This is a genomic window from Hymenobacter daeguensis (assembly GCF_054780555.1).
In genome coordinates this window covers 53,080-75,777 of record NZ_BAAGWC010000009.1, presented here as the reverse complement: position 1 = coordinate 75,777, position 22,698 = coordinate 53,080, and the positions used below count along the sequence as shown (strand labels likewise).

At 60.4% G+C, this 22,698-nt stretch carries 20 protein-coding genes; 7 read left to right on the top strand and 13 right to left on the bottom strand.

From position 1 onward, the window contains the following. The 7 genes from ACYVHT_RS12015 to ACYVHT_RS11985 all read right to left on the bottom strand — a co-directional run bounded on the left by ACYVHT_RS12015 (position 1) and on the right by ACYVHT_RS11985 (position 10,462). On the bottom strand, positions 1 to 1,509 hold the full coding sequence (locus ACYVHT_RS12015) for a fibronectin type III domain-containing protein (RefSeq protein ID WP_460551742.1): 1,509 nt from the start codon (positions 1,507 to 1,509) through the stop codon (positions 1 to 3). Between the two features lie 226 nt (positions 1,510 to 1,735). Further along, positions 1,736 to 3,526, bottom strand: a complete 1,791-nt coding sequence (locus tag ACYVHT_RS12010) for an acyl-CoA dehydrogenase family protein (protein WP_460551739.1) — start codon at positions 3,524 to 3,526, stop codon at positions 1,736 to 1,738. A gap of 293 nt (positions 3,527 to 3,819) precedes the next feature. Further along, entirely contained in the window at positions 3,820 to 5,010 is a 1,191-nt protein-coding gene (locus ACYVHT_RS12005; RefSeq protein ID WP_460551736.1) for an acetyl-CoA C-acetyltransferase, read from the bottom strand. Between the two features lie 45 nt (positions 5,011 to 5,055). Then, positions 5,056 to 5,421: a four helix bundle protein gene (locus ACYVHT_RS12000; RefSeq protein ID WP_460551733.1), complete on the bottom strand. Its 366-nt coding sequence runs from the start codon at positions 5,419 to 5,421 to the stop codon at positions 5,056 to 5,058. Between the two features lie 127 nt (positions 5,422 to 5,548). Next, positions 5,549 to 7,954: a 3-hydroxyacyl-CoA dehydrogenase/enoyl-CoA hydratase family protein gene (locus ACYVHT_RS11995; protein ID WP_460551730.1), complete on the bottom strand. Its 2,406-nt coding sequence runs from the start codon at positions 7,952 to 7,954 to the stop codon at positions 5,549 to 5,551. 122 nt (positions 7,955 to 8,076) lie between these two features. Then, positions 8,077 to 8,562, bottom strand: a complete 486-nt coding sequence (locus ACYVHT_RS11990) for a MarR family winged helix-turn-helix transcriptional regulator (protein ID WP_460551728.1) — start codon at positions 8,560 to 8,562, stop codon at positions 8,077 to 8,079. A gap of 100 nt (positions 8,563 to 8,662) precedes the next feature. Beyond that, on the bottom strand, positions 8,663 to 10,462 hold the full coding sequence (locus ACYVHT_RS11985; RefSeq protein WP_460551725.1) for an AMP-dependent synthetase/ligase: 1,800 nt from the start codon (positions 10,460 to 10,462) through the stop codon (positions 8,663 to 8,665). A 197-nt stretch (positions 10,463 to 10,659) separates the two neighbouring features. Between ACYVHT_RS11985 and ACYVHT_RS11980 the strand changes: the two genes are divergently transcribed. The 4 genes from ACYVHT_RS11980 (at position 10,660) to ACYVHT_RS11965 (ending at position 13,638) form a co-directional block, all read left to right on the top strand. Beyond that, the gene (locus ACYVHT_RS11980) at positions 10,660 to 11,817 is read left to right on the top strand and encodes a formimidoylglutamase (protein WP_460551722.1); all 1,158 of its coding nucleotides are present in this window, start codon (positions 10,660 to 10,662) and stop codon (positions 11,815 to 11,817) included. A gap of 25 nt (positions 11,818 to 11,842) precedes the next feature. After that, positions 11,843 to 12,085 carry a cytochrome b5 domain-containing protein gene (locus ACYVHT_RS11975; protein WP_460551719.1) on the top strand — a complete coding sequence of 81 codons (243 nt, stop codon included), beginning with the start codon at positions 11,843 to 11,845 and terminating at the stop codon, positions 12,083 to 12,085. A gap of 42 nt (positions 12,086 to 12,127) precedes the next feature. Next, entirely contained in the window at positions 12,128 to 12,958 is an 831-nt protein-coding gene (murQ, locus tag ACYVHT_RS11970; protein WP_460551716.1) for an N-acetylmuramic acid 6-phosphate etherase, read from the top strand. Positions 12,959 to 13,053: 95 nt separating this feature from the next. After that, entirely contained in the window at positions 13,054 to 13,638 is a 585-nt protein-coding gene (locus tag ACYVHT_RS11965; protein ID WP_460551713.1) for a hypothetical protein, read from the top strand. A gap of 92 nt (positions 13,639 to 13,730) precedes the next feature. On the opposite strand, the gene ACYVHT_RS11960 is transcribed toward ACYVHT_RS11965, so the two are convergent. From ACYVHT_RS11960 to era, 3 genes are all read right to left on the bottom strand, one after another. After that, the gene (locus ACYVHT_RS11960; protein ID WP_460551710.1) at positions 13,731 to 14,000 is read right to left on the bottom strand and encodes a hypothetical protein; all 270 of its coding nucleotides are present in this window, start codon (positions 13,998 to 14,000) and stop codon (positions 13,731 to 13,733) included. Positions 14,001 to 14,168: 168 nt separating this feature from the next. Beyond that, on the bottom strand, positions 14,169 to 15,497 hold the full coding sequence (gene der, locus ACYVHT_RS11955) for a ribosome biogenesis GTPase Der (protein ID WP_460551706.1): 1,329 nt from the start codon (positions 15,495 to 15,497) through the stop codon (positions 14,169 to 14,171). A 192-nt stretch (positions 15,498 to 15,689) separates the two neighbouring features. Continuing rightward, entirely contained in the window at positions 15,690 to 16,586 is an 897-nt protein-coding gene (gene era, locus ACYVHT_RS11950; RefSeq protein WP_198978190.1) for a GTPase Era, read from the bottom strand. A 229-nt stretch (positions 16,587 to 16,815) separates the two neighbouring features. Here era and hemH point away from each other — a divergent pair, with 229 nt between their 5' ends. Next, entirely contained in the window at positions 16,816 to 17,862 is a 1,047-nt protein-coding gene (hemH, locus tag ACYVHT_RS11945) for a ferrochelatase (protein ID WP_460551701.1), read from the top strand. Between the two features lie 66 nt (positions 17,863 to 17,928). On the opposite strand, the gene ACYVHT_RS11940 is transcribed toward hemH, so the two are convergent. Both ACYVHT_RS11940 and ACYVHT_RS11935 read right to left on the bottom strand, forming a co-directional pair. After that, the gene (locus ACYVHT_RS11940) at positions 17,929 to 18,381 is read right to left on the bottom strand and encodes a YlmC/YmxH family sporulation protein (RefSeq protein ID WP_460551698.1); all 453 of its coding nucleotides are present in this window, start codon (positions 18,379 to 18,381) and stop codon (positions 17,929 to 17,931) included. A gap of 16 nt (positions 18,382 to 18,397) precedes the next feature. Continuing rightward, on the bottom strand, positions 18,398 to 19,054 hold the full coding sequence (locus tag ACYVHT_RS11935) for a hypothetical protein (RefSeq protein ID WP_460551695.1): 657 nt from the start codon (positions 19,052 to 19,054) through the stop codon (positions 18,398 to 18,400). Between the two features lie 108 nt (positions 19,055 to 19,162). Here ACYVHT_RS11935 and ACYVHT_RS11930 point away from each other — a divergent pair, with 108 nt between their 5' ends. Then, a complete protein-coding gene (locus tag ACYVHT_RS11930; protein WP_460551692.1) occupies positions 19,163 to 20,197 on the top strand; it encodes a DUF2157 domain-containing protein in 1,035 nt (344 codons plus the stop codon). Next, positions 20,194 to 21,387, top strand: a complete 1,194-nt coding sequence (locus tag ACYVHT_RS11925) for a hypothetical protein (protein ID WP_460551689.1) — start codon at positions 20,194 to 20,196, stop codon at positions 21,385 to 21,387. The genes ACYVHT_RS11930 and ACYVHT_RS11925 overlap by 4 nt, the downstream gene beginning before the upstream one ends. A 58-nt stretch (positions 21,388 to 21,445) precedes the next feature. On the opposite strand, the gene ACYVHT_RS11920 is transcribed toward ACYVHT_RS11925, so the two are convergent. After that, positions 21,446 to 22,606, bottom strand: coding sequence for a cysteine desulfurase family protein (locus ACYVHT_RS11920; protein ID WP_460551686.1), 1,161 nt, complete (start codon positions 22,604 to 22,606; stop codon positions 21,446 to 21,448). Between the last annotated feature and the right edge of the window lie 92 nt (positions 22,607 to 22,698).

The window sequence follows — 22,698 nt, the reverse complement described above, 5'->3', positions numbered from 1 at the left end:
TTATTCGACCACCAGCCGCTGGCTGGCCGACTGCCCTCCGGCCGCTACACGCACTGAGTAGAGACCGGGAGCCAGCCCGGCTAGGTCGAGCTGGACGCGGGTTTCGCTGGCCCTCGTCAGCAGTACAGCCTGGGTCCGGACTGCCTGGCCAAGCGCATTCAGCAGCGTTAACTGGGCCCGGGCCGCACCGGGCACCGCTGGCAGCACCACACTGGCCGTGTGGTGCGCCGGGTTCGGAAACAGCTCCACGACACCCGCGCCCAGAGCGGCGTGAACCGCCAGTGCGCCCCGGAAAGCGAAGCTGATGGGCCCGGTAGTGTTGCTGGTAGGCTGACCGCTAACGCCACAGATACTTTGCACCTGCACGACATACGTCTGGCCCGGAATCAGGCCGTTGAGTGTGACGGGGGTGGTGGAAGTGGTGTAGGTGGAATGGTATTGCAGCGAGTCGCCGGGAATACTCCAGGAGATATAAAACCCACTGTTGCCGGCTCCGGGAGTAAAGCTGATACTGGCCGTAGAAGTGCCAGTAGCCGTGATGGTCACGTTGGTGACCGGCCCGCAGTTGGCTACGGTGGTGGTAGCGAAGCCGTGGGCCACAGCCGGCGCGGCACCGTTGGGGCAGTTGGCAATGATATCCGAATCGTAATTAGTGCCCGGCTGCAATCCCGTAAACGTCACCGGCGAGCCCGCTACCGTCAGGGTTTGCACAGGGCCATAGGTACCGGTCCAGTATCGGATGGTGTAGTTAAGCGCGCCAGCCACCGGCACAAAGCTTACGGTGACCGAAGTTGGGGAAACCGCCGTATTGCGCACGTTGCTAACCTGGCCGCAGGTGCCCACCGCAGGCGGCGTGGTAAACTGAATGCGAACCGGAGCTGAAGTGGCAGGAGTTGTGGTGCCATTGCCGCAATTGGTGACGACGGTAGCAATGTATTGGGTAGCAGGCAGTAGACTACCCGTAAACGTAGCCGGCGAATTGTTAACCGTCATTGTGCGGGCACTGGACGAGTCACCCACCACCTGAAACCGGACTGTATAGCTCAGCGCTCCGGCCACCGGCTGGAAATTGACGTACGTAACGGTTGGGCCGCTACTGAGGGAGAGGCCCGTAACCGAGCCGCAGCCGCCCGCCCCAGGACCACTACCACCGCCTACCTGAAAGCCCACCCACGGCGAGCCCGTGGTAAGGCCCCCGGCGCAATTGCTCATCACCGATACCCGGTAATAAGCACCCGCCCCAGTCCGCAGCCCCGTCAGGGTAACGGGCGAAGTCGTAGTATTCACGCTCATCATGCCGGCAGTGGTTGAGTCGCCAATCCAATAGTAGCGCACCGTGTAGCTCAAGGCCGTAGCTGAGGGCGTAAAGCTTATCACCGCAGTAGTGGTACCTAGCACCGGGCTCACGCTGACGTTGGTGGGCGGCGCGCAGGTTTGGGCGTGGGCGGCGGGCGTCAGCCAACCCAGCGCGGCCGCAAATACAGCCAAAAAAAGAGTAATGGTTTTCATAAACACAGAAAGGAAAAGAAACGGATGAACCCAAAGCCGGGCGGCCGCGCCGTGCTTTTCTTTCAGACCAGGCAGCCTTGTAAAAGGCTGCCGAACCTCGTTACTTTTCTGCATAACATTCTTCAGATATAGCTCAAGCCCCCGCCAATCCATAAAAAAAAGGCCGCTCCTGAACTCAGGAGCGGCCTTTTGCCTAGAAAATTATGGAATCCGAAAAATCTATTTTCTAGAACGCGTACTCGTTGTCCGTAATCAGCTTGGCGGCGATGCGGCGCCGTGCCTCTTTCACGTTCAGCAGCTCGGTTTTGGTGAAGCGCTTGAGGCCCATGAGCAGCAGGCGCTGCTCGTCGCCCTCGGCCATGCTGCCGATGGCGTCTTTGCCGGCCTTCTCCACAATGTCCACGGCATCGGCCAGGTACACGCGCGCGATGTCGGCTTGCAGGGCCTGCGCTTCCTCGCCTTTGGCAGCGGCTTCCTTCTCCACGCGGAGCAGGGTGCTCTCGGCGATGTAGGTTTTAATGGCCATGTCGGCGATGTTCATCAGCAGCTCCTGCTCCTTGGCCAGGGTGGCGGTGAACTTCTGCACAGCCGAGCCGGCCACCATCAGGATGGCCTTTTTCAGGTTGGCGATGGTTTTCAGCTCCTTGCTGAACAGGCCGGCTTCCTCGTCCTGGCTCAGGCTCGGGATGCTCATCAGCTCCTGCTGCACGGCCTGGGCGGGGCCCATCAGGTCGATTTCGCCCTTCAGGCCCTTCTTCAGAATCATGTCAACGGCCAGCAGGCGGTTGATTTCGTTGGTGCCCTCGAAGATGCGGTTGATGCGCGAGTCGCGGTAGGCGCGGTCCATCGGGTAGTCGGCCGAGAAGCCGTAGCCACCGTAAATCTGCACGCCTTCATCCACCACGTAGTCCAGCACTTCCGAGCCCTCCACTTTCAGAATGGCGCACTCCACGGCAAACTCGCGGGCGGCGCCCAGCAGGGCCTCGTTGGCACCCTTGCCTTCGGCCATGAGCTGCTGCTCCATGCGGTAGATGTCAGCGCCGGCGCGGTAAATGCCCGATTCGGCAGCGTAGATGCGGATGGCCTGCTGCGCCAGCTTGTAGCGGATGGCGCCAAACTTCGAAATCGGCAGCTTGAACTGCACCCGCTCGTTGGCATACTTCACGCTCTGAGTAGCAGCCATTTTGGTAGCGCCCAGACAGGCGGCGGCCAGCTTGATGCGGCCAATGTTCAGCACGTTGAAGGCGATGAGGTGGCCTTTGCCAATCTCGCCCAGCACATTTTCTTTCGGCACCAGCGCATCAGACAGGAACACCTGGCGGGTCGAAGAACCCTTGATGCCCATCTTGTGCTCCTCGTTGCCGAGGCTCAGGCCGGGCGTGTTCTTCTCCACGATGAAGCCGGTGAACTTGTCGCCGTCAATCTGGGCAAACACGATGAACACATCGGCAAAGCCGGCGTTCGTAATCCACATTTTCTGGCCGTTGAGCACATAGTGCGTGCCTTCAGCGTTGAGCACAGCTTTGGTTTTGGCGCCCAAAGCGTCGGAACCGGAGCCGGGCTCGGTTAGGCAGTAGGCGCCCATCAGGGTGCCGTCGGTGAGGCCGGGCAGGTATTTGGCTTTCTGCTCATCGTTGCCAAAGTACAGGATGGGCAGCATGGCGATGCCCGTGTGCGCCGCAAATGCCACCGGGAACGAGTGGCCGCCGCCCACACCTTCAGTCACCCGCAGGGCCGTGGTGAAATCCATGTCCAGCCCGCCATACTGCTCCGGAATGCTCACGCCGAACAGGCCGAGCTGGCCGGCTTTCTCCATCAGGCCGCGCATCAGGCCTTCCTCGTGGTTGTCGAGGCGCTCGAGCAGCGGATGCACTTCCGTTTGCACGAAGTCCAGACAGGTCTGGTGCATCATGTTCTGCTCTTCGGTAAAATCGGCCGGCGTGAAAACGCTCTGGGCATCGGTCGGCTTGATGATGAATTCGCCGCCCTTCAGGCTGGCTTGCTGCGTGGTTTCCATGTCGGTTGGGGTGGGTGTGGAGTTGAAAAGTATTAGGCTAGCCTACTATTTAGAGAAACAACGAGGCCAGCGGTTTAGTGTTGCAAGATAAGAAAAAATGTTAGGCGTGCCTACTATATCAGTGAAAGAAAACCCCGGCGGTGCGGGGTTTTCTGATTTTACTTAGAACGTCATGCTGAGCTTGGCCGAAGCATCTCGCTCGCTCCATTTAACGATTGAGTTACTACCACACGCGAGATGCTTCGGCTGCGCTCAGCATGACGTTCTATTTAGTTTAGCAGCGACACAGAATGCTACTTCAGCAGCTCGTAGATGCCGGCGACGCCTTGGCCACCGCCCACGCAAGCCGTGACGATGCCGTACTTCTTGCCACGCTCGCGCAGCTCATCGAATAGCTGGATGCTGAGCTTGGCACCGGAGCAGCCCAGCGGGTGGCCGAGGGCAATGGCGCCGCCGTTCACGTTCAGCTTTTCGGGGTCGATGCCGAGCTCGCGCACCACGGCCAGCGACTGCGAGGCGAAGGCTTCGTTCAGCTCAAACAGGTCGATGTCTTCGAGTTTCAGGCCGGCTTGCTTGAGCACTTTCGGCACGGCTTTGATGGGGCCCATGCCCATGATGCGCGGGTCGACGCCTTCGGTGGCGTAGTTCACCATGCGGGCGATGGGCTCGAGGTTCAGCTCCTTCACCATGCGCTCCGACATCACGAGGACGAAGGCCGCGCCGTCGGAGGTCTGGGACGAGTTGCCGGCCGTGACGGTGCCGTTGGCAGCGAACACGGGGCGCAGCTTGCCCAGGGCCTCTACCGAGGTGTCGGCGCGGGGGCCTTCGTCGGTATCCACCACGTAGGAGCGGTTTTTCTTCTTGCCGGTGGCCTGGTCCACGTAGGTTTCCTCTACCGTGATGGGCACGATGCTCTTGGCAAACTTGCCGGCCTGAATGGCTTTGATGGCCTTCTGGTGCGAGTTGTAGGAGAATTCGTCTTGGTCCTGGCGGCTGATTTTGTAGTCGTTGGCCACGGCTTCGGCGGTGAGGCCCATGCCCATGTAGTAATCCGGGTGCGCCATCGCCAGCTTGTAGTTGGGCACGGTTTTCCAGCCCACGGTGGGCACCATGCTCATGCTCTCGGTGCCGCCCGCAATGATGCAGTCGGCCATGCCCGAGGAGATTTTGCCCACCGCCATGGCGATGGTTTCGACGCCGGAGCCGCAGTAGCGGTTCACGATGAGGCCGGATACGTTGATGGGCAGCGCCAGCAGCGAAATGAGGCGGCCCATTTGCAGGCCCTGCTCCGCCTCCGGCACGGCATTGCCGACGATTACGTCATCAATGCGCGTGGGGTCAAGAGCCGGCACCTGGGCCACCAGGTGTTTGATAACGGCAGCGGCGAGGTCGTCGGGCCGGGTGAAACGGAGGCCGCCCCGGGGGGCTTTGCCCACGGCCGTGCGGTAGCCTGCTACGATATATGCGGTGTTGTTGCTAGACATGAGACGTTAGACTTGAGACATGAGAATCGTTGGACCAATTCTGTGTCATGATTGCGAATCAATTTTATTTTGGAAGGCATAAAGCAGCCGTTCCACTTCTTCAATCTGGCCTTCGGCGGCCGTCAGTTGCTCCGGACTGATATAGCCGAAATCGGCTGCCAAGAGCATCTGAGTGTGCAGTTCGTAGCAGGAGCCATTAGCAATGCGTAGAAACTGTGCGAACTCTTTATTCCCACCCCTGCCTGCTCCCTCAGCAATATTGGAAGGCACCGAAACGGCCGAACGGCGCATCTGGGAAATCAACCCAGACCGTTCGTTGCTCGGAAAATCCATGCACAAGCGGTAGGTCGTTCGCGCTACATCCATGGCCCGTTGCCAAACGATTAGTTCTTTGAAACGGTGCTTGAACATGGAATTGATTTTAGTAAGACATGAGACGTTGGACCTGAGACATGAGAAAAAGTCAAAAGTCTGCTTTAGAACGAACTAGGACAGTTCTCATGTCTCAGGTCTAATGTCTCATGTCTTAGTATGCCTCTTAATTGCGTAGCGGCTTACCAGTCGTCAAAATGCTCTGAATCCGCTCCAGCGTCTTGCGTTCGCCGCAGAGGCTTAGGAACGCCTCGCGCTCCAAATCCAGCAGGTATTGCTCGCTCACTTCCGTGGGCGACGACAAATCGCCGCCGCACATCACATAGGCCAGTTTGTCGGCAATGAGCTGGTCGTGGGTCGAGATGTAGTTGCCTTGCTGCATGGCATACACGCCGGTTTTGAACATGGCCAGCGCGCCCTTGCCGTGCACTTTGATGTTGGTTTTCTGCACGGGCTGGGTATAGCCGGCATCGGCCAGGTCGAGGGCGGCCGATTTCGCGGCGGCGATGACACGGTTACTGTTCAGCACCACTTCATCGCCCCGGCGCAGGAAGCCCAGGTCAAACGCTTCGGCGGCGGAGGTCGAAACCTTGGCCGTGCTGATGGTCATGTAGGTGTTGCGCAGCAGGTTGAATTCCGGCTCGCCGTCTTCGTATTTGAGGGCGGTGCGCAGGGTCATTTCCTTGGTGCCGCCGCCGCCGGGAATCAGGCCCACGCCAAATTCCACGAGGCCGATGTAGGATTCGGCCGCCGCTACCACGCGGTCGCAGTGCAGGTTCAGCTCGCAGCCGCCGCCAAGCGTGAGGCCATGCGGGGTACCCACCACCGGGATACTGCTGTAGCGCATCCGCATCATGGCCTGCTGGAACTGCTGAATCATCATGTTCAGCTCGTCGAATTCCTGCTCCAGCGCCTGCATGTACACGAGGCCCAGGTTGGCGCCGGCCGAGAAGTTCGGCGCGTCGTTGCCCACCACGAGGCCGCGGTAGCCGGCTTCAGCCATCTCCACCCCTTTCAGCAAGCCCTGAATCACGTCGGTACCCAGCGAGTTCATCTTCGAGTGGAACTCCACGTTCAGAATGCCATCGCCGAGGTCGATAACCGAGGCGCCCGCGTTTTTCCACAGCACCTTGCCGCTGGCCCGCAGGTTGTCGAGAATGATGAAATTCTCCACGCCCGGAATGGCCTGGTAGCTCTGGCTGGCCTGGTCGTAGAACTTGCGCACGCCGTCTTCCACCTTATAGAAGGTTGCATTGCCGGCGGCCAGCATCTCCTCTACCCACGGGGCCACGGTGCGGCCGGCTGCTTTAGCGAGGTCGGCGCCAGCCTGCACGCCCAGCGCGTCCCAGGTTTCAAACGGGCCCAGCTCCCAGCCGAAGCCGGCACGCAGGGCATCGTCAATCTTGTAAAGCTGGTCGGAAATTTCCGGCACCCGGTTGCTCACGTAAGCAAACAGGCCACCGAAGCTCAGGCGATAAAACTCGCCGGCCTTGTCCTTGCCACCCACCAGCACCTTGAAGCGGTCGGCCAACTTCTCGATGGGTTTGGTCATTTCCAGCGTGGCGAATTTCACCTTCTGGCTCGGCTTGTATTCCAGCGTGTTCAGGTCCAGCGCGTGGATTTCCGACTTGCCGCCCTCCCCTTTCACCTTCTTGTAGAAGCCCTGACCGGTTTTGTCGCCCAGCCACTTGCTCTCGCCCATCTTCTTCACGAAGCCGGGCAGCACGAATACGTCCTTGGCCTCGTCATTCGGCAGGCCCTGGGCCAGGCCGTTGGCCACGTTGATGGTCGTATCCAGGCCCACTACATCCGAGGTGCGGAGCGTCGCCGATTTCGCGTGGCCAATCACCGGGCCAGTCAGCTTGTCGGTTTCTTCCACGGTCAGGCCCAGCTTCTGCATGGTCTGCATGGCGTCGAGCAGGGCCCACACGCCCACCCGGTTGGCGATGAAGCCCGGCGTGTCCTTGGCCAGCACCACCGTTTTGCCCAGGTACAGGTCGCCGTAATGCTGCAGGAAATCCAGCACCTCCGGCTTGGTTTCCGGCGTGGGGATGATTTCCAGCAGCTTCAGATAGCGCGGCGGGTTGAAGAAGTGCGTGCCCGCGAAGTGCTGCTTGAAATCTTCCGAGCGGCCCTCGGCCAGCAGGTGAATCGGAATGCCGCTGGTGTTGCTGGTAATGAGCGTGCCCTTCTTGCGGAACTGCTCCACCCGCTCGTAGAGGCTCTTTTTGATGTCGAGCCGCTCGATAACGACCTCAATCGTCCAGTCGCAGCCGGCAATGTCCTTCAGGTTGTCGTCGAAGTTTCCGGTCTTGATTTTGGCGGCGTCGGCCTTGCGGTAGAGCGGCGAAGGGTTGGAAACGATTGCAGCCTGGAGCGCAGCATTCACAATGCGGTTGCGCACGGCCGGGGCGTCCAGCTTCAGGCCCTTCTTTTCTTCATCGGGCAGCAGCTCTTTGGGCGCGATGTCGAGCAGCAGCACCTGCACGCCGATGTTGGCGAAGTGGCAGGCGATGCGCGAGCCCATGACGCCGGAGCCGAGCACGGCCACTTTCTTGATGGTTCGATTCATAGGAATTTTAAACGGTCATCCTGAGCGGCGCGAAGAACCTTACCACGTTCGCACCTTAATGAATAGTTAATCTGACGAAAGCAGCCGTGATAAGCTGCCGCTTTCGTCAGCCTGACAATGCTTTAGCTGTAAGTAGTCGGCGATTCAGCCCGCAATGGCTTTAGGGTAAAGTCCTCAAAAAGCGTTTTGCCTTCAATCATGCCCGTAATCTGGGCGGCTACCTTGAAGAAGGTATCCAACTGGCTCTGCGGGATTTTCTCGCGGATTTTCAGGTTGAAGTGCCGCACCGTCTGACGCGAAACCTCCTTTTTTTCCAGCCCCAGCGGCGTCAGAAAAATGCGAACCGAGCGCTTGTCCACCGAGTCGGCCTGCTTATAAATCAGGCCTTTTTCCTCCATGCTCCGCAGGATGCGGGTGAGGCTGCGGGTTTCGAGGCCCAGCAAGGGGGCAATTTTGGTGGCGGGCGTGCCGCGGTCCTGGTCGATATTCAGCAGCACGAAGCCGATGCTCGTGGTGATATCATTCTGCGCCGCCTGGGTGTTGTACATCCGCGAAATGGCGTGCCAGGCTACTTTAATGTTGTAATCGACGGTTTCTTCGGCTTTCATGGGCGGGCTGATAGTGCGGTAAACTTACGAAAAATATATTAGGCTTGCATAACAGTTCACAAAAAAGTAGCGCGAACTAAAAGCCCGCGCCACCGCCACGTTAGTGGGCCGCCCGCTCGCGCGGCTCCTTTTCGGCCCGGGCGTACATGTCGTCAATCAGGTCCTTGTTTTTCTCGGTGATAACCTTGCGCTTCACCTTCATGGTGGGCGTCATTTCGCCGCTCTCCACGGTCCAGAGCTCGGGGAGAAGGGTGATTTTCTTCACCTGCTCCCACTGCGCGAAGCTCTGGTTATATTTTTTCACCAGGCCTTCGTAGAGGTCAATCACCTTCTCGTTCTTCACCAGCTCCTCGTTCGAGCCCGTGGGCACGCCGTTGCGCTTGCACCAGCCTTTGAGGTCGGAGAAGGACGGAATCACCAGCGCGGAGGCAAACTTCTGGTCGGCGCCCACCACCATGGCCTGCTCAATCAGCGGGTCTTCCTTCAGCTTGCCTTCGATGACCTGCGGCGCAATGTACTTGCCGCCCGAGGTTTTGAACATTTCCTTCTTGCGGTCGGTGATTTTCAAAAACTTACCGTTCACCAGCTCGCCAATGTCGCCGGTATGAAACCAGCCGTCTTTGTCGATGGCTTCGGCGGTGAGGTCGGGCTTGTTGTAGTAGCCCTTCATCACCGATGCCGATTTGGTCAGAATCTCGCCATCCTGGGCAATTTTGACTTCCATATTGTCGATGAGCGGGCCCACCGTGCCAATCATGTTGTTCTCCGGCTCGTAGCCGCCCACGGCAATAACGGGCGAAGTTTCGGTCAGGCCGTAGCCTTCCATCACGCGAATGCCGGCCGCCCAGAATACGCGGGCCAGGCGTGGCTGCAAGGCGCCGCCGCCACTCACGATGCAGCGCAGGTTGCCGCCCAGGGCATCGCGCCACTTGTTGAAAATGATTTTGTTGGCCAGCGCCAGCTGCGTGTTGTAGAGGAAGCCCTGGTCCTTTTGGGTATCGTATTTCAGGCCCAAATCGAGGGCCCAGAAAAACAGACTTTTTTTGATTCCGGTTTGCTCGTGGCCTTTCTCCACGATTTTATCATAGACTTTTTCAAGCAGGCGCGGCACGGTGGTAAAAATCTGCGGCTTCACTTCGCGCAGGTTGTCGGCGATGACGTCCATGCTTTCGGCGTAGTAGATGCTCACGCCGTTTATCATGTAGAGGTAGGTCACCATGCGCTCGAAAATGTGGCAGAGCGGCAGGAAGCTCAGGGCTTTATCGTCCTTGTTGACGGGCACGAAACGCTGCGAGCTACGGCAGTTGCTCAGGATGTTATCGTGCGTGAGCATCACGCCTTTGGGGCTGCCGGTGGTGCCGCTGGTGTAGATGAGGGTGAGCAAATCGTCGGGCTCCACGGCTGCTTTCAGCGGCTCCAGGTCGGCTACATTGCCTTTTTTGCCGATTTCGAGCAGCTCGCTAAAGTGGCGGGCCCCTTCAATCTTATCGAAAGTGAAGACGTTTTCGGCCGGAATATCCAGGCCTTGCGTGGCTTCTTTCACCTTGTCGAACAGCTTCTTGTCGGCCACGAACACGGCGCGCACGCCGGCATCGGTGAAGATGTACTTGTAGTCCTCGACGGTGATGCTGGGGTACATCGGCACGCTGGTGGCGCCGATTTGCGAGATGCCGAAATCGGTCAGCATCCACTCGGGGCGGTTCATGCTGATGATGGCCACTTTATCGCCCCGCTTGAGGCCCAGCGAAACCAGACCCAACGAAACCAGATTGGCCTGGTCCTGCACCTGCTGGCTGCTGATGGGCACCCACTGGCCATCGATTTTAGAGGCCAAAGCGTCTTTTTTGGGCGACTCGGCAATTTGGTGAGTGAGAATGTCAAAGGCGCGACGAACGTCCATGGGTGGGGTTTAGTAAAGCGTGTCGGGTGAATTTCCGCTTAAATAAAGCGCTTTTTTGGGGCTATGTCACTACCGGCTTGGCCGAACGGCAGCGAACTCAGTACGGCTAAAAACCAAATGCGTAGCGAAAACGGTCAAAATCCCCGAAAACCCGGCTTTTTTCGGTGTAATTTTGGCCCCTTGCATTCCCGTTCCCAATGAATCTGGCCCTGTTTTTCGACCCGCTGCCGGAAACGCTGACCGACGCCGTGCCCGCCCCTACCACGCTGGCCGCCTACGCCACCCGCTTCACCGAAACCTTCCCCGACTGGCGCGCTGCCGACCTGGCCCTCATCGGCCTGGACGAATGGCGCGGCAGCGCCGCCGGCCCGCCCAGCACCCGCCGCCACGGCCCCAACGAAGTGCGCCAGCGCTTCTACCAGTTGCAAAAAGGCACCGGCCTGCTCCGGTTGGTTGACCTGGGCAACCTGCGCCCCGGCCTCACGCTGGAAGACACTTACCAGCGGCTGCGCGAGATAATCGGGGCGCTGCTGGAAGAAAACACGGTGCCCATCCTGCTGGGCGGCAGCCACGACCTGGATTATGGCCAGTTTCTGGCCTACGAGGTGCAAAACCGCACCATCAACATCACCGTGGTCGATTCGCGGCCCGACATGGCCGAACCCGGCCCCAGCACGCCGGCCGAGGAAAGCCACCTGCGCCGCCTGCTGGTACACGAGCCCAACCTGGTGTTCAGCCTGGCCCACCTCGGCCATCAGCAGTACCTCACGCCGCCCGAGGTGACGGTAGCCCTCGAAAAGCTGCACTTCGATACCATGAGCGTGGGCGAGGTGCGCGCCGACCGCCGCCTGGCCGAGCCGCTGGTGCGCCAGGCCGATTTCATGAGCGTGGACATTGCCGCCATTCGCTGGCAGGATTCGCCCGGCTACTTCCCGGCCAACCCTTTCGGCCTGGGCAATGAGGAAGCGACGCAGCTATGCTGGTACGCTGGTCATAACGAGCAGCTTAGCTCCTTCGGCCTCTATGGCTACCGCGCCGATGTGGACCCCAACGGCCTGGCTGCCGCCACCATTGCCACCATGCTCTGGTACTTCGTGGAAGGCTTCTACCACCGCCGGCCCGAAACCGGCTTCGGCACCTTCCGCTTTCTCACCTACACGGTGGTGCTGCCCGGCAACCCCGACAAGCTGGTGTTCTACAAATCGCGCCGCGCCGAGAAGTGGTGGATGGAAGTGGAACGCCTCGGCGACAACACGGTGAAGCGCGTAATCCCTTGTACGTACGAAGATTACCTGAACGCTTCGCAGGGCGACCTGCCGCAGCGCTGGATTCGGCTGCAGGCGCTGCTGAGCTGATTTGCATGAAGCGCTGAACAATGCAATGACGGACGAACCCACAACCTACACCAAATCCCAGCTCGCCCTGCGCAACGGCCAGGACCGCGACGAAATCTGGGTGGCCTACCAGGGCCGGATTTATGACGTGAGCCGCTCGCGGCTGTGGCGGCGCGGCAACCATTACGAGCACTGGGCCGGCCAGGACCTGACGGCCGAGCTGGACAAAGACGCGCCGCACACGGCCAATGTATTCGATAATTTTCCGGTAATTGGCCGGCTCCTGTAGAACATGCCTTAGCCTGTTCGCCGCGAGTATGAAAATCTATTTTTGAACAAGCTAAAGCAGGTTCTACAAGCGATGATGACCACCGAAGCCCCCTCCGAATTCAACCACCTCGAAACCCTTTCGACCCCCGAGCTGCTGGCCGGCATGAACCGCCTCGACCATACCGTGCCCGAAACGGTGGCCAAAGCGCTGCCGCAGATTGAAAAGCTGGTGGATGCCATCGTGGCGCGGCTGGGCGCGGGCGGGCGGCTGTTTTACATCGGAGCGGGCACCAGCGGGCGGCTGGGCGTGGTAGATGCCTCGGAATGCCCGCCCACGTTTGGGGTGCCGCCCGGGCTGGTGGTGGGCATCATGGCGGGCGGCGACGGCGCCATTCGGCAAGCCGTGGAAGGGGCCGAGGACGATGCTGAGCAGGCCTGGATTGACTTGCAGCAGCACGACATCAATGCCAAAGATGTGCTGGTGGGCATTGCCGCCTCGGGCCGCACGCCCTACGTCATTGGCGGGCTGAACAAGGCGCGGGCGGCCGGCCTCGCCACCGGCTGCGTGGTGTGCAACGCCGATTCCGGCGTGGCAGCGGCCGCCGAGTTTCCGGTGGAAGTGGTGACGGGACCGGAATTCCTCACGGGCAGCACCCGCCTTAAGGCCGGCACGGCGCAGAAGCTGGTGCTCAACATGCTTACCACGGCCACGTTCATTCGCCTGGGCCGGGTGAAAGGCAATAAGATGGTTGATATGCAGCTCTCGAATGAGAAGCTGGTGCACCGCGGCGAACAGATGCTGATGGACGAGCTCGGCATCGAAGAAATGGAAGCGGCCAGGCTGCTGAAGCAGTACGGCTCGGTGCGGGCGGCACTGGATTCGCGGCGGTAGGAACGCGCCGCGGCACGTTCGGCGTTGACAACGGTACAGCTACTGCTGAAACTGAACGCGCCGTGGCGTGTTCCTACGTCAAACCGTCCTGCCGCATGCACACCATTGAGCCGCACTACAACTGGATTGAGCAATACTCGGCCTCCGAAGACCCTCGCTCGCCCCTTTTCGAAGCCGAAAACAGCCTCGACACCTACACCAACACCATTTACGGCTACTACATCCATCCGCAGTGGGACAGCCTGGGGTCGGATACGCTGTTTTTTAAAATCCTCTTTGCCGACTACGAGCTGGGCATTGCCGTGCTCGAATTCATTGGGGAGTGGAACGATGCTATCGAAAACGACATCATGGAGCTGAAGCGGAACATCATCGATGTTCTGGTGCATGAGGGCGTTCGCAAATTCATCCTCATCGGCGAGAACGTGTTTAATTTCCACGGCTCCGACGACGATTATTACGAGGAATGGTACGAGGACGTGGAAGATGGCTGGATTGCGGGCCTCAATTTCCAGGAGCACGTGCGACGCGAAATGAAGCAGTATAATGTGGATAACTACATCAATTTTGGTGGTCAGCTCGACGACCTGCCCTGGCGCACCTACGAGCCGCGCCGCCTGTTCGAAGTGGTGGACAACCTGCTGAACCGCCGGCTTGGGCTGCCCGAAATCGAGCTCTAGCGCGGACTACAAAGCCTGTACGTCAGCCCAAACGCAAAACAAAAAAGCCTCTCCGCAAGCGGAGAGGCTTTTTTGCGCTAAAGCAGCAAGAATTACTTCTTAACTTCTTCGGTCGTGGTGGTCGTGGTGGTAGCGGGAGCACCAGCAGCGTCCATTTTGTCGGCGTTGTCCTGGATGGCTTCGCCTTTGGCATCGGCCGAGTCACGAACTTCATCAGCCTTCTCTTCCATGGCGTCAGCTTTGGCTTCGCCGGCTTCTTTCACGTTTTCGCCAACTTGCTCCTGAGCATCTTCTTTCTTGCTGTCGCACGAAGAGAAGGTGAACGAACCGAGGGCCAGGGCGAGGAACAATACTTTTTTCATCTTGGGTTGGGGTTAAAATGTGGGTTGATTTTCAGGCAACTTCCAAAGTGCTACTTAAAGCAAATCTTCAGATTCGGGGCTTTATACCCTTATGCCGGAGAGGTAACCCGCCACCGATAAAATTTTTGTGAAGAATTTCTGAAATTGTTCCAACAGCCTGCTGCTGCCTTATTTCTTGCGGAACACGATGCCAATGGGCACGCCCGTGAAGTCGAAATGTTCGCGCATGCGGTTTTCGAGGTAGCGCGTGTAGTTGGTTTGCACGTACTGCGGCAGGTTGGCGAAGAAGGCGAACACCGGGTTGTGCGTGGGCAGCTGCGTCACGTACTTGATGCGAATCATCTTGCCCTTGAGCGCAGGCGGGCCGTACTTTTCAATCTCCTTCAGCATCACATCGTTGAGCTGCGAGGTTGGGATTTTGCGGCGCTTGTTGTGGTACACTTCAATGGCCGTTTCGATGGCCTTGTGCACGCGCTGCTTGTTCAGCACCGAGATGAAGATGACGGGGATGTAGGAGATGGGCGCAATCTTTTCGAGGATTTTCGCCTCGAACTCCTTGGCCGTGTTGGTGTCTTTGTTCTCCACCAAATCCCACTTATTCACCAGAATCACAATGCCTTTGCGGTTCTTATCGGCCAGGGTAATGATGTTTACGTCCTGCGCCTCGATGCCGCGGCTGGCGTCGAGCATCACGATGCAGACGTCGGCTTCTTCCAGGGCGCGCAGGCTGCGCATGTTGGCGTAGAACTCCACGTCCTCGCTCACCTTGGCCTTGCGGCGCAAGCCGGCCGTATCGACCAGGATGAACTCCTTGCCGAAGGCGTTGTAGCGGGCCGAAATCGAGTCGCGCGTGGTGCCGGCAATGTCGGTCACGATGCTGCGGTCTTCGCCTAGCAGCAGGTTCACGAGGCTGGATTTGCCCACGTTGGGGCGGCCCACCACGGCAATGCGCGGGATTTCCGACTCGGGCTCTTCAATGCCGGGGTCGTCGAAGTGGCTCACCACGGCGTCGAGCAGTTCGCCGGTGCCGTGGCCGTTCTGGCTGCTGATGGCGAAGATTTCGCCATCGCCGAGGCCCAGCGAGTAGAATTCGCCCACGCCGTTGGCGCGCAGGTTGGTGTCGGCCTTGTTGGCCACCAGGTAGATGGGCTTCTTGCCCAGGTAGCGGCGCAGCACGTGCGCAAACTCCTCGTCGAGGCCGTGCACGCCGGCGTCGGCATCCACCATGAAGAGCACCACGTCGGCCTCCTCAATGGCCAGCTTCACCTGCTTGTTGATTTCGCCCTCGAAAATGTCTTCCGAATTGTGCACGTAGCCGCCCGTGTCAATCACGGTAAAGTTCTTGCCAATCCAGTCGCCGTAGCCGTAGTGGCGGTCGCGGGTAACGCCGCTCTCGTTGTCCATGATGGCCTTACGCTGGCCCACGAGGCGGTTGAAAAGCGTGGATTTGCCCACGTTGGGCCGCCCTACAATGGCGACCGTGTTTTGCTTTGACATGATGTGTGGCCCCAGCCGCCGACCCGACCTAGATTCGGCAGTGCCCGGGGTGTGTTCGTTATAGATGGTCGGAATGTATTTTTTCTGTCATCCTGAGCGCAGCGAAGGACCTTATCAAGCTTGAACAGTTTGCAGTAATTCAACTGCTGCTAACGTGATAAGGTCCTTCGCTGCGCTCAGGATGACAGACGATTATTGATAACCGAAACGCGAAAGGGCCTTGGCATCGGTGCGCCAGTTCTCGTTCACTTTTACGTGCAGCTCCAGGAACACCTTTTTCAGGAAAAACTTCTCCATTTCCTCGCGCGCCCAGGTGCCTACTTTTTTCAGCGCCTCGCCGCCCTGGCCGATGACGATGCCCTTCTGGGAGCTGCGCTCGACGTAGATGATGCCACGAATGCGGATGATGGCGTCTTCTTCCTTAAACTCTTCAATCACAACTTCGCAGCTGTAGGGAATCTCCTTTTTGTAGAGCTTGAAGATTTTTTCGCGCACCATTTCGGCGGCGAAGAAGCGCTCGGGCTTGTCGGTAAGCTCGTCTTTGGGATAGTAAGCCGGGTGGATGGGCAGTCGCTCGAGCACCATTTCCAGCACCCGCTCGGTACCGAAGGCGTTGAGCGCGGAGATGGGCAGCACCTCGGCGGCATTGGGCAGCTGCTCTTTCCAGTAGGCCAGCTTGGCCTCCACGTCGGCCTGTTCGGCCTGGTCGATTTTGTTGACGAGGAGGATGATGGGCGTGTCCACCATCTTGCGCAGGCGCTCCACGACCGGTTCTTCGTCGTGCTTCTCGTAGATGTCGGTCACGAACAGCACGACATCGGCGTCTTCGAGCGACGAGTACACGAAGCTCATCATGGCATTGTGCAGCTCGTATTTGGGCTGGATGATGCCGGGGGTATCGGAATAAATCAGCTGGAAATCATCGCCGTTGAGGATGCCCAGGATGCGGTGGCGCGTGGTCTGCGCCTTGCTCGTAACGATGCTGAGCCGCTCGCCCACCAGCGCGTTCATGAGCGTGGACTTGCCCACGTTGGGCTTGCCAATGATGCTCACGAAGCCGGCGCGGTGGGGTTTAGTTTCGGGGTTCACGATGGATGGGTTTGATAATCAGGGCCGCAAAGGTACGGCTTTCGAATGGCAAAAGCTAGGATGGTGTTGAAATCGGGCCAGCAGCGCCGGGCGCGAAACCATGCCGGTTGCCGGCTGTTTGCTGGGCGGATGCTGTAGCGCGGACGTTGTCGGCCGCGTCCAGAGCTTACCCACTCGCGGACTAAAAGTCCGCGCTACACTCCGCCGCTTGCTTCCGAACTTTGTCTTAATGAATTCTCCCGCCTCGCCCACCCGCCGCATTGGCGTGCTCCTCGTCAACCTCGGCACGCCCGACTCGCCCAGCACGCCCGACGTGCGCCGCTACCTCAACGAATTTCTGACCGATGGCCGCGTGATTGACATGCCGGCTGCCGTGCGCTACCCCTTGTTTCAGGGCCTGGTGGTGCCGCTGCGGGCGCCGAAATCGGCTAAGATTTACCAGCAGCTGTGGGATGCCGAGCGGGGCTCGCCGCTGCTCTACCATGGCCTCGACCTGCAGGCCAAGCTGAAAGAAGTGCTGGGCAAGGACTACGTGGTGGCCTTCGGGATGCGCTACCAGAAACCCAGCATTGAGAAGGCGCTGGAGGAGCTGCGCGACGCGGCCGTGGACCGCATTATCGTGCTGCCGCTGTTTCCGCAGTACGCGTCGGCTAGCACCGGCTCGGTGCAGGAGAAGGTGATGGACATCGTGAAAGACTGGTGGATAGTGCCCAACATCAGCTTCATCAGCACCTTCGCCGACGACGAGGGCTTTATCAGCAGCTTCGCGGCGCGGGGCAAGGCCGAGATGGCCAGGCACGACTACGACCACATTGTGTTCAGCTACCACGGCATTCCGGAGCGGCACGTGCTGAAAGGCAGCTTCAAGGGTTACTGCAAGCTGGACACCTGCTGCGCCAGCTATAATAAGAACAACCGTTACTGCTACCGGGCGCAGTGCTTTGCCACCTCGCGCCTGCTGGCGAAGGAGCTGGGCCTGCGCGACGACCAGTACACCGTCACCTTCCAAAGCCGCCTGCAAAGCCGCCTGCGCGACCCCTGGCTGCAGCCCTACACCGATGAGGTTATCAAGGAGTTTCCGGCCAAAGGCATCCACAACGTGCTGGCCTTCTCGCCCGCTTTCGTGGCCGACTGCCTGGAAACGACCATTGAAGTGGGCGAAGAATTCAAGGAAATGTTTGAGCAGGCCGGCGGTAAGCACTGGCAGCTGGTACCCTCGCTGAACTCGGAGCCGCAGTGGGTAGATGCCGTAGCCGCCATGGTGCGGCAGCATTAACCCCCCGAGGCTATTTAACCAGACGGCCCCGCAGCGTGCGTTACGCGGCGGGGCCATTTCTTCCGGCTACGATGCCCGGCGGCGGCTGTAGAAGCTGTCGGCATCGAACGAATCCTGCTCGTAGAAGCGCGGGCTGGCCGTGCCCGGCTCCCGGCCCAGCGCCCGCAGCATGGCTTCTTCGTACTCGCGGGTAATCTGAATTTCGATGTAGGGCGGGTAGCTCAGCACCGATTCGGTGTTGAGCGCCGGCACAAACACGTTGTCGCCATCGGCATCGAGCGAAGCGGCCCCGATGGGCAGCAGAATGTGGTTTTCGTAGTCGTTGATTTGAAACCGGGGGTCGAGCTCAATGTCCAGGTAGCGCACTTTCAGCGCCATAGGGTCCACTATCAGCTCAAATACGGAGCCCAGCGCCTGGCCATCGTTGCCGCGCAAGGTCCAGCCGCGCACGTCGGGGTTGTCATCGGCTACTTCAAATTCGGTGAGGTCGCGCAGGCGACGCAGGACGGGAGTTTCCATTGCGCTTTTTTTAACGTTATTGCTTGGGCTCGCTCAGGGCCTTTACGGCGGCGGCGGCCTGGGTCAGAAACTGCTTGTTCTGTTGCTGGTCGGCCGCCGTGGCGCTCCGGCCAGACAGCTGGCCCGCCAGGCGCACCAGCTCATTGGCCTGGTCTTCCAGTTCGGGGTAAGCCTTCTGCTGCATGGCGCGAATAAGGCCGGCCGCCGCCACAAAGCCGGGGCGCAGGCTGGCCCCGGGCTCGCCCAGGCGGGCGGTGGCACTGGTCAGGTTGTCGCGCTGCTCGGTGGTGGTGGGGTCGCGCAGGTCGTCGCGGTCGGTGAGGGCTATCAACACGCCCGACAGCTTTTGCAAGCCGTTCAGGGCGTAGTCGGGGGCGGCAGGATTGGTGGCTGCCTGGGCGGCCAGGGTAGCGGGGGTGTAGTCGCTGCCGGCTTCGGCGGGCACCACCGAATCGGCGGGGGGCGGGGTGGCCCGCGCCTGTTCGGCAGCAGTGTTGGGAGCCAGGGTATCGACGGGCACGGCTTCGGTGGTGGTGTTGGCCGGGGCGGGCTCGTCGGCGGGGTCGGGCCGCAGGAAAAAGTAGGCGGCTACGGCCAGCACAGCGGCAGCCAGCAGCACCAGCAGCCACGGGCTCGGAGCCGATTTCTTGCGTTGAATATTGATGTCAGCCATAAATGCGCTACAGTTGCTTTTGGCCTTACGAGGCGGGGCGAAAATAGTCGATTCCGGCCGCGATTCCCGTACTTGCCGCCGTTCCGCTGGCCCACTTCATCTGCGCCCATGCCTTCCCGCCCCTCCCCCGCCCCCTACCTTGCCGAGCTGCAGGCCCGGGGCTTGCTGCCGCCGGCGCAAGCCGCCGCCATTGCCGAAGCCGAAGCGGGGCGGCCGTTTTCGCTGCACTACGAGCTGCGGGCGCTGCTTTACCTGGGCATCACCCTGCTGGCCGGTGGCTTAGGCGTGCTCATTTATCAGCACATAGCCCGCATTGGCCACGGCGTTATCATCGCGGCCATTGCCGTGCTCATGGCCGCCTGCTTTGCTTACGCAGCCCGGCATCGGCCTCCGTTTACCTGGGGCCTGGCCCCCAAAACCTCCGTCGGGGCCGATTATCTGCTGTTGCTCGGCTGCCTGTTGTTTGTGGTGCTGGAAGGCTACGTGCACTACCAGTACGGCATCTTTGGCAACCGCTACGGGCTGGCCACGGCCTTGCCGGCGCTGGTTTTTCTGCCGCTGGCCTACTGGTTCGACCACCGGGGTGTGCTGGCGATGGCCATTACGGCGCTGGCCTCGTGGGTGGGCCTCACGGTAGCCCCGCTATCGGTGTTTTCCGGGAATGACTTCTGGAACGACCAGATTCAGCGGGTGGCCTTCGGGCTGGGCGTGGTGCTGATGGCAGCCGGGTTTCATGCCGAGCATAGCCGCCGGAAGGCGCATTTTGCCTTCACCTACCTGCTGCTGGGCTGCAACCTGGCCCTGGCTTCGCTCACCACCACCACCCTGGAGGCGGTTTTTCACGAGCACCATTTCACCATTCTGGGCTCGGCCCTGCTCACGCTGGTGCTGTGCGCCGGGCTGCTCTGGTATGCGCGGCGCACGCAGTCGTACTGGTTTCTGGTGCTGGCGGCGGGGTATGCCTACATTGCCGTGGGCTGCCTGCTGGCGCAGGCCATCATGGCGTTGCCCGAGGTGCTCATCGTTGCGTCGCTGCTCATCGTCTTCCCGCTTTCGGCGCTGGCAGTGGTGCTGTTTTTCGTCAACATCAAAAAGATTTTGCGCGGCCCGGCGGCCACTCCTCCCCCGGCCAACCAGCCATGAAGCACCAGGCATACCCCCCCGAATGGGCTTTTCGGAAGGCGTTGCGTGGGCGCGCCGCCCGCTGGCAGCGCCAAAAGCTGCTCAGTGCGGCGCAGCTGGCTGCCATTGAAGCGGCTTACCCCCTGCCCTACTACCGCCCCGAGTGGCCGCTGCGCGTGGGCTTGTTTCTGTTTGCGCTGCTTGGGCTGGTGATGGCCGGCGGCTTCAGCTTTCTCATCACCCACGATTCGCCCATTGCGGCGGGGCTGCTGCACTGCGCGGCCTGCTTCGCCCTGCTGGAGCTATTGGTTCGGGAGCGCCGCTTCTACCACGCCGGCGCCGACAATGCCCTGCTGTATGCGGGCCTGAGCGGGGCTATCGGGCTGATTTTCTACATCAGCTCCGAATACCTCTGGCCCCAAAGCGCGGCCTTTCACCTCGACCTCGGCAGCAGTTTTTTAGTGCTGCTGGCAGTGCTGGCTTTGCTCGCGGCCGCCGTCATCCGCTATGCCGATGCCCTGGTGGCCGCAGCCGCCTTCATGACCACCCTCCTGCTGGTGAGCCTGTTCGGCATGAAAAGCACGTTGGGTCAGGCATTGCTGCCGTTTCTGCTAATGGCCACCGCCGCCGCCGGCCTGGTGCTGCGCCGCAGTCTGGCGCGCCACCTGGCCGGCTCTTACCTGGCCGATTATTACGCCTCCGCCCTGCTGGTGCTGAAAGTGCTGAGCTTGACGGCATTTTACCTCGGCGGCAATTACCTGGTAGTGCGCGAAGGCAACGCCGAGCTGCACCATGCCCAGCAGTCCATCCAAATACCATTTGCTCCGGTTTTCTACGTGCTCACGGCAGGGATTCCCCTGCTATACCTTGTGTTCGGGCTGCGCCGGGCCGACCGCCCTCTTTTGCTCATTGGGCTGCTGGCGCTGGCGTTTTCCATTTTCACCGTGCGCTACTACCGCTCTCTGCTGCCGCCGGAAGTGGCCGCCGTGCTGGCCGGCACCGTGCTGACGGTGCTGGCGGGCTTCCTGCTGCGCTGGCTGCGCCCGGCCCGTTTCGGCCTCACTTCCGAAGCCGATGACGAGCCCCGGCACTTCAACCTCGAAAACCTGATTCAGGCCCAAACCGCCCACCCGCCCACTGCTCCGGCTGGCGGCGGATTCGGGTTCGGCGGCGGCGCGTCGGGCGGTGGCGGGGCCACCGGGCAGTTTTAAAGGCAATAAAAAAGGCGCGAAAATTTTCGCGCCTTTTGCCTTTTTCATTCGAAACCACTTAAGCAGTTACCGGCCGGTAGAGCTTGGCCAGCTGCACCACGGCATAGTCGACTTCGGCCGCCGTATTCATCTTGCTCATCGAGAAGCGCACCGTGGCCCGCTCGGGGTCGCAGCCCAGGGCATCGAGCACGTGCGAGCCGGCCTGGGCCCCACTGGTACACGCCGAGCCGCCCGAAGCCGCTACCTTATTAATGTCAAGGTTGAACAGCAGCATCTCGCTGATGGCCGACGGCGGCAGGCTCACGCTCAGCACTGTGTACAGGCTTTCATCGGCCACGGCCGAGCAGCCGTTGAACTGCACGTCGTCTACTTCAGCCCGCAGCCTGGCAATAAACCGGTCCTTCAGGCCCTGCACATGGGCCTGGTGCGCGGCCAGGTCCCGGATGGCAATTTCCAGCGCCTTCGCCAGGCCCACAATGCCGTACACATTCTCGGTGCCCGAGCGCACGTTGCGCTCCTGCGCCCCGCCGTGAATGAGCGGGCTCACCTGCAGGCCGCTGCGGGTATAGATGAAGCCCACGCCCTTCGGCCCATGAAACTTGTGCGCCGAGCCCACCAGAAAATGGTTTTTCAGCTGCTGCACATCGTGCCGGTAGTGGCCCATCGTCTGCACCGTATCGGTGTGGAAAATGGCATTGTGGCGCGCACAAATCTCGCCAATGGCCGCAATGTCGTTCAGGTTGCCGATTTCATTGTTGGCGTGCATGATGCTCACAAACGTGCGCGGCTGCGTGGCCAGCAGCTCTTCCAGATGCGCCAAATCGAGCACGCCCCGGTCGTCGTGCTTCAGGTAGTGCAGCTCAATTTCGCCCGACTTCTGCAGCGCCTGCAGCGGATGCAGCACCGCGTGATGCTCCAGCGGTGACGTGATGGCGTGTTTCAGCCCCAGCGTGCGGATGCTGCCAAAAGCGGCGTAGTTATCCGCCTCGGTGCCGCCGCTGGTGAAAATGATTTCGGCCGGCGCAGCATTCAGCAGGTGGGCTACCGTCTTGCGCGCATTCTCGATGGCGGCGCGCACCTGGCGGCCCGGTCCGTGCAGGCTGCTGGGGTTGCCGTAGTACTGGCTCAGGAAGGGCATCATGGCCTCCAGCACCTCGGGGTCGAGGGGCGTGGTGGCGGCGTTGTCGAAATAGACGAAGGGCTGGGTGGTGGGAGTCATAGGTGAAGGTAAAAAAACCAGCGGCCGAACGTGGGTGCGCCCGGCCGCCGGGGGGTTCTTTTTAAACTTTTGGCCCGTGCGCTGCGCCCAAC

Coding starts and splice junctions, on each gene's coding strand:
- ACYVHT_RS12015 (WP_460551742.1), bottom strand. CDS start 1,509: ATGAAAACCATTACTCTTTTTTTGGCTGTATTTGCGGCCGCGCTGGGT.
- ACYVHT_RS12010 (WP_460551739.1), bottom strand. CDS start 3,526: ATGGAAACCACGCAGCAAGCCAGCCTGAAGGGCGGCGAATTCATCATC.
- ACYVHT_RS12005 (WP_460551736.1), bottom strand. CDS start 5,010: ATGTCTAGCAACAACACCGCATATATCGTAGCAGGCTACCGCACGGCC.
- ACYVHT_RS12000 (WP_460551733.1), bottom strand. CDS start 5,421: ATGTTCAAGCACCGTTTCAAAGAACTAATCGTTTGGCAACGGGCCATG.
- ACYVHT_RS11995 (WP_460551730.1), bottom strand. CDS start 7,954: ATGAATCGAACCATCAAGAAAGTGGCCGTGCTCGGCTCCGGCGTCATG.
- ACYVHT_RS11990 (WP_460551728.1), bottom strand. CDS start 8,562: ATGAAAGCCGAAGAAACCGTCGATTACAACATTAAAGTAGCCTGGCAC.
- ACYVHT_RS11985 (WP_460551725.1), bottom strand. CDS start 10,462: ATGGACGTTCGTCGCGCCTTTGACATTCTCACTCACCAAATTGCCGAG.
- ACYVHT_RS11980 (WP_460551722.1), top strand. CDS start 10,660: ATGAATCTGGCCCTGTTTTTCGACCCGCTGCCGGAAACGCTGACCGAC.
- ACYVHT_RS11975 (WP_460551719.1), top strand. CDS start 11,843: ATGACGGACGAACCCACAACCTACACCAAATCCCAGCTCGCCCTGCGC.
- ACYVHT_RS11965 (WP_460551713.1), top strand. CDS start 13,054: ATGCACACCATTGAGCCGCACTACAACTGGATTGAGCAATACTCGGCC.
- ACYVHT_RS11960 (WP_460551710.1), bottom strand. CDS start 14,000: ATGAAAAAAGTATTGTTCCTCGCCCTGGCCCTCGGTTCGTTCACCTTC.
- der (WP_460551706.1), bottom strand. CDS start 15,497: ATGTCAAAGCAAAACACGGTCGCCATTGTAGGGCGGCCCAACGTGGGC.
- hemH (WP_460551701.1), top strand. CDS start 16,816: ATGAATTCTCCCGCCTCGCCCACCCGCCGCATTGGCGTGCTCCTCGTC.
- ACYVHT_RS11940 (WP_460551698.1), bottom strand. CDS start 18,381: ATGGAAACTCCCGTCCTGCGTCGCCTGCGCGACCTCACCGAATTTGAA.
- ACYVHT_RS11935 (WP_460551695.1), bottom strand. CDS start 19,054: ATGGCTGACATCAATATTCAACGCAAGAAATCGGCTCCGAGCCCGTGG.
- ACYVHT_RS11930 (WP_460551692.1), top strand. CDS start 19,163: ATGCCTTCCCGCCCCTCCCCCGCCCCCTACCTTGCCGAGCTGCAGGCC.
- ACYVHT_RS11925 (WP_460551689.1), top strand. CDS start 20,194: ATGAAGCACCAGGCATACCCCCCCGAATGGGCTTTTCGGAAGGCGTTG.
- ACYVHT_RS11920 (WP_460551686.1), bottom strand. CDS start 22,606: ATGACTCCCACCACCCAGCCCTTCGTCTATTTCGACAACGCCGCCACC.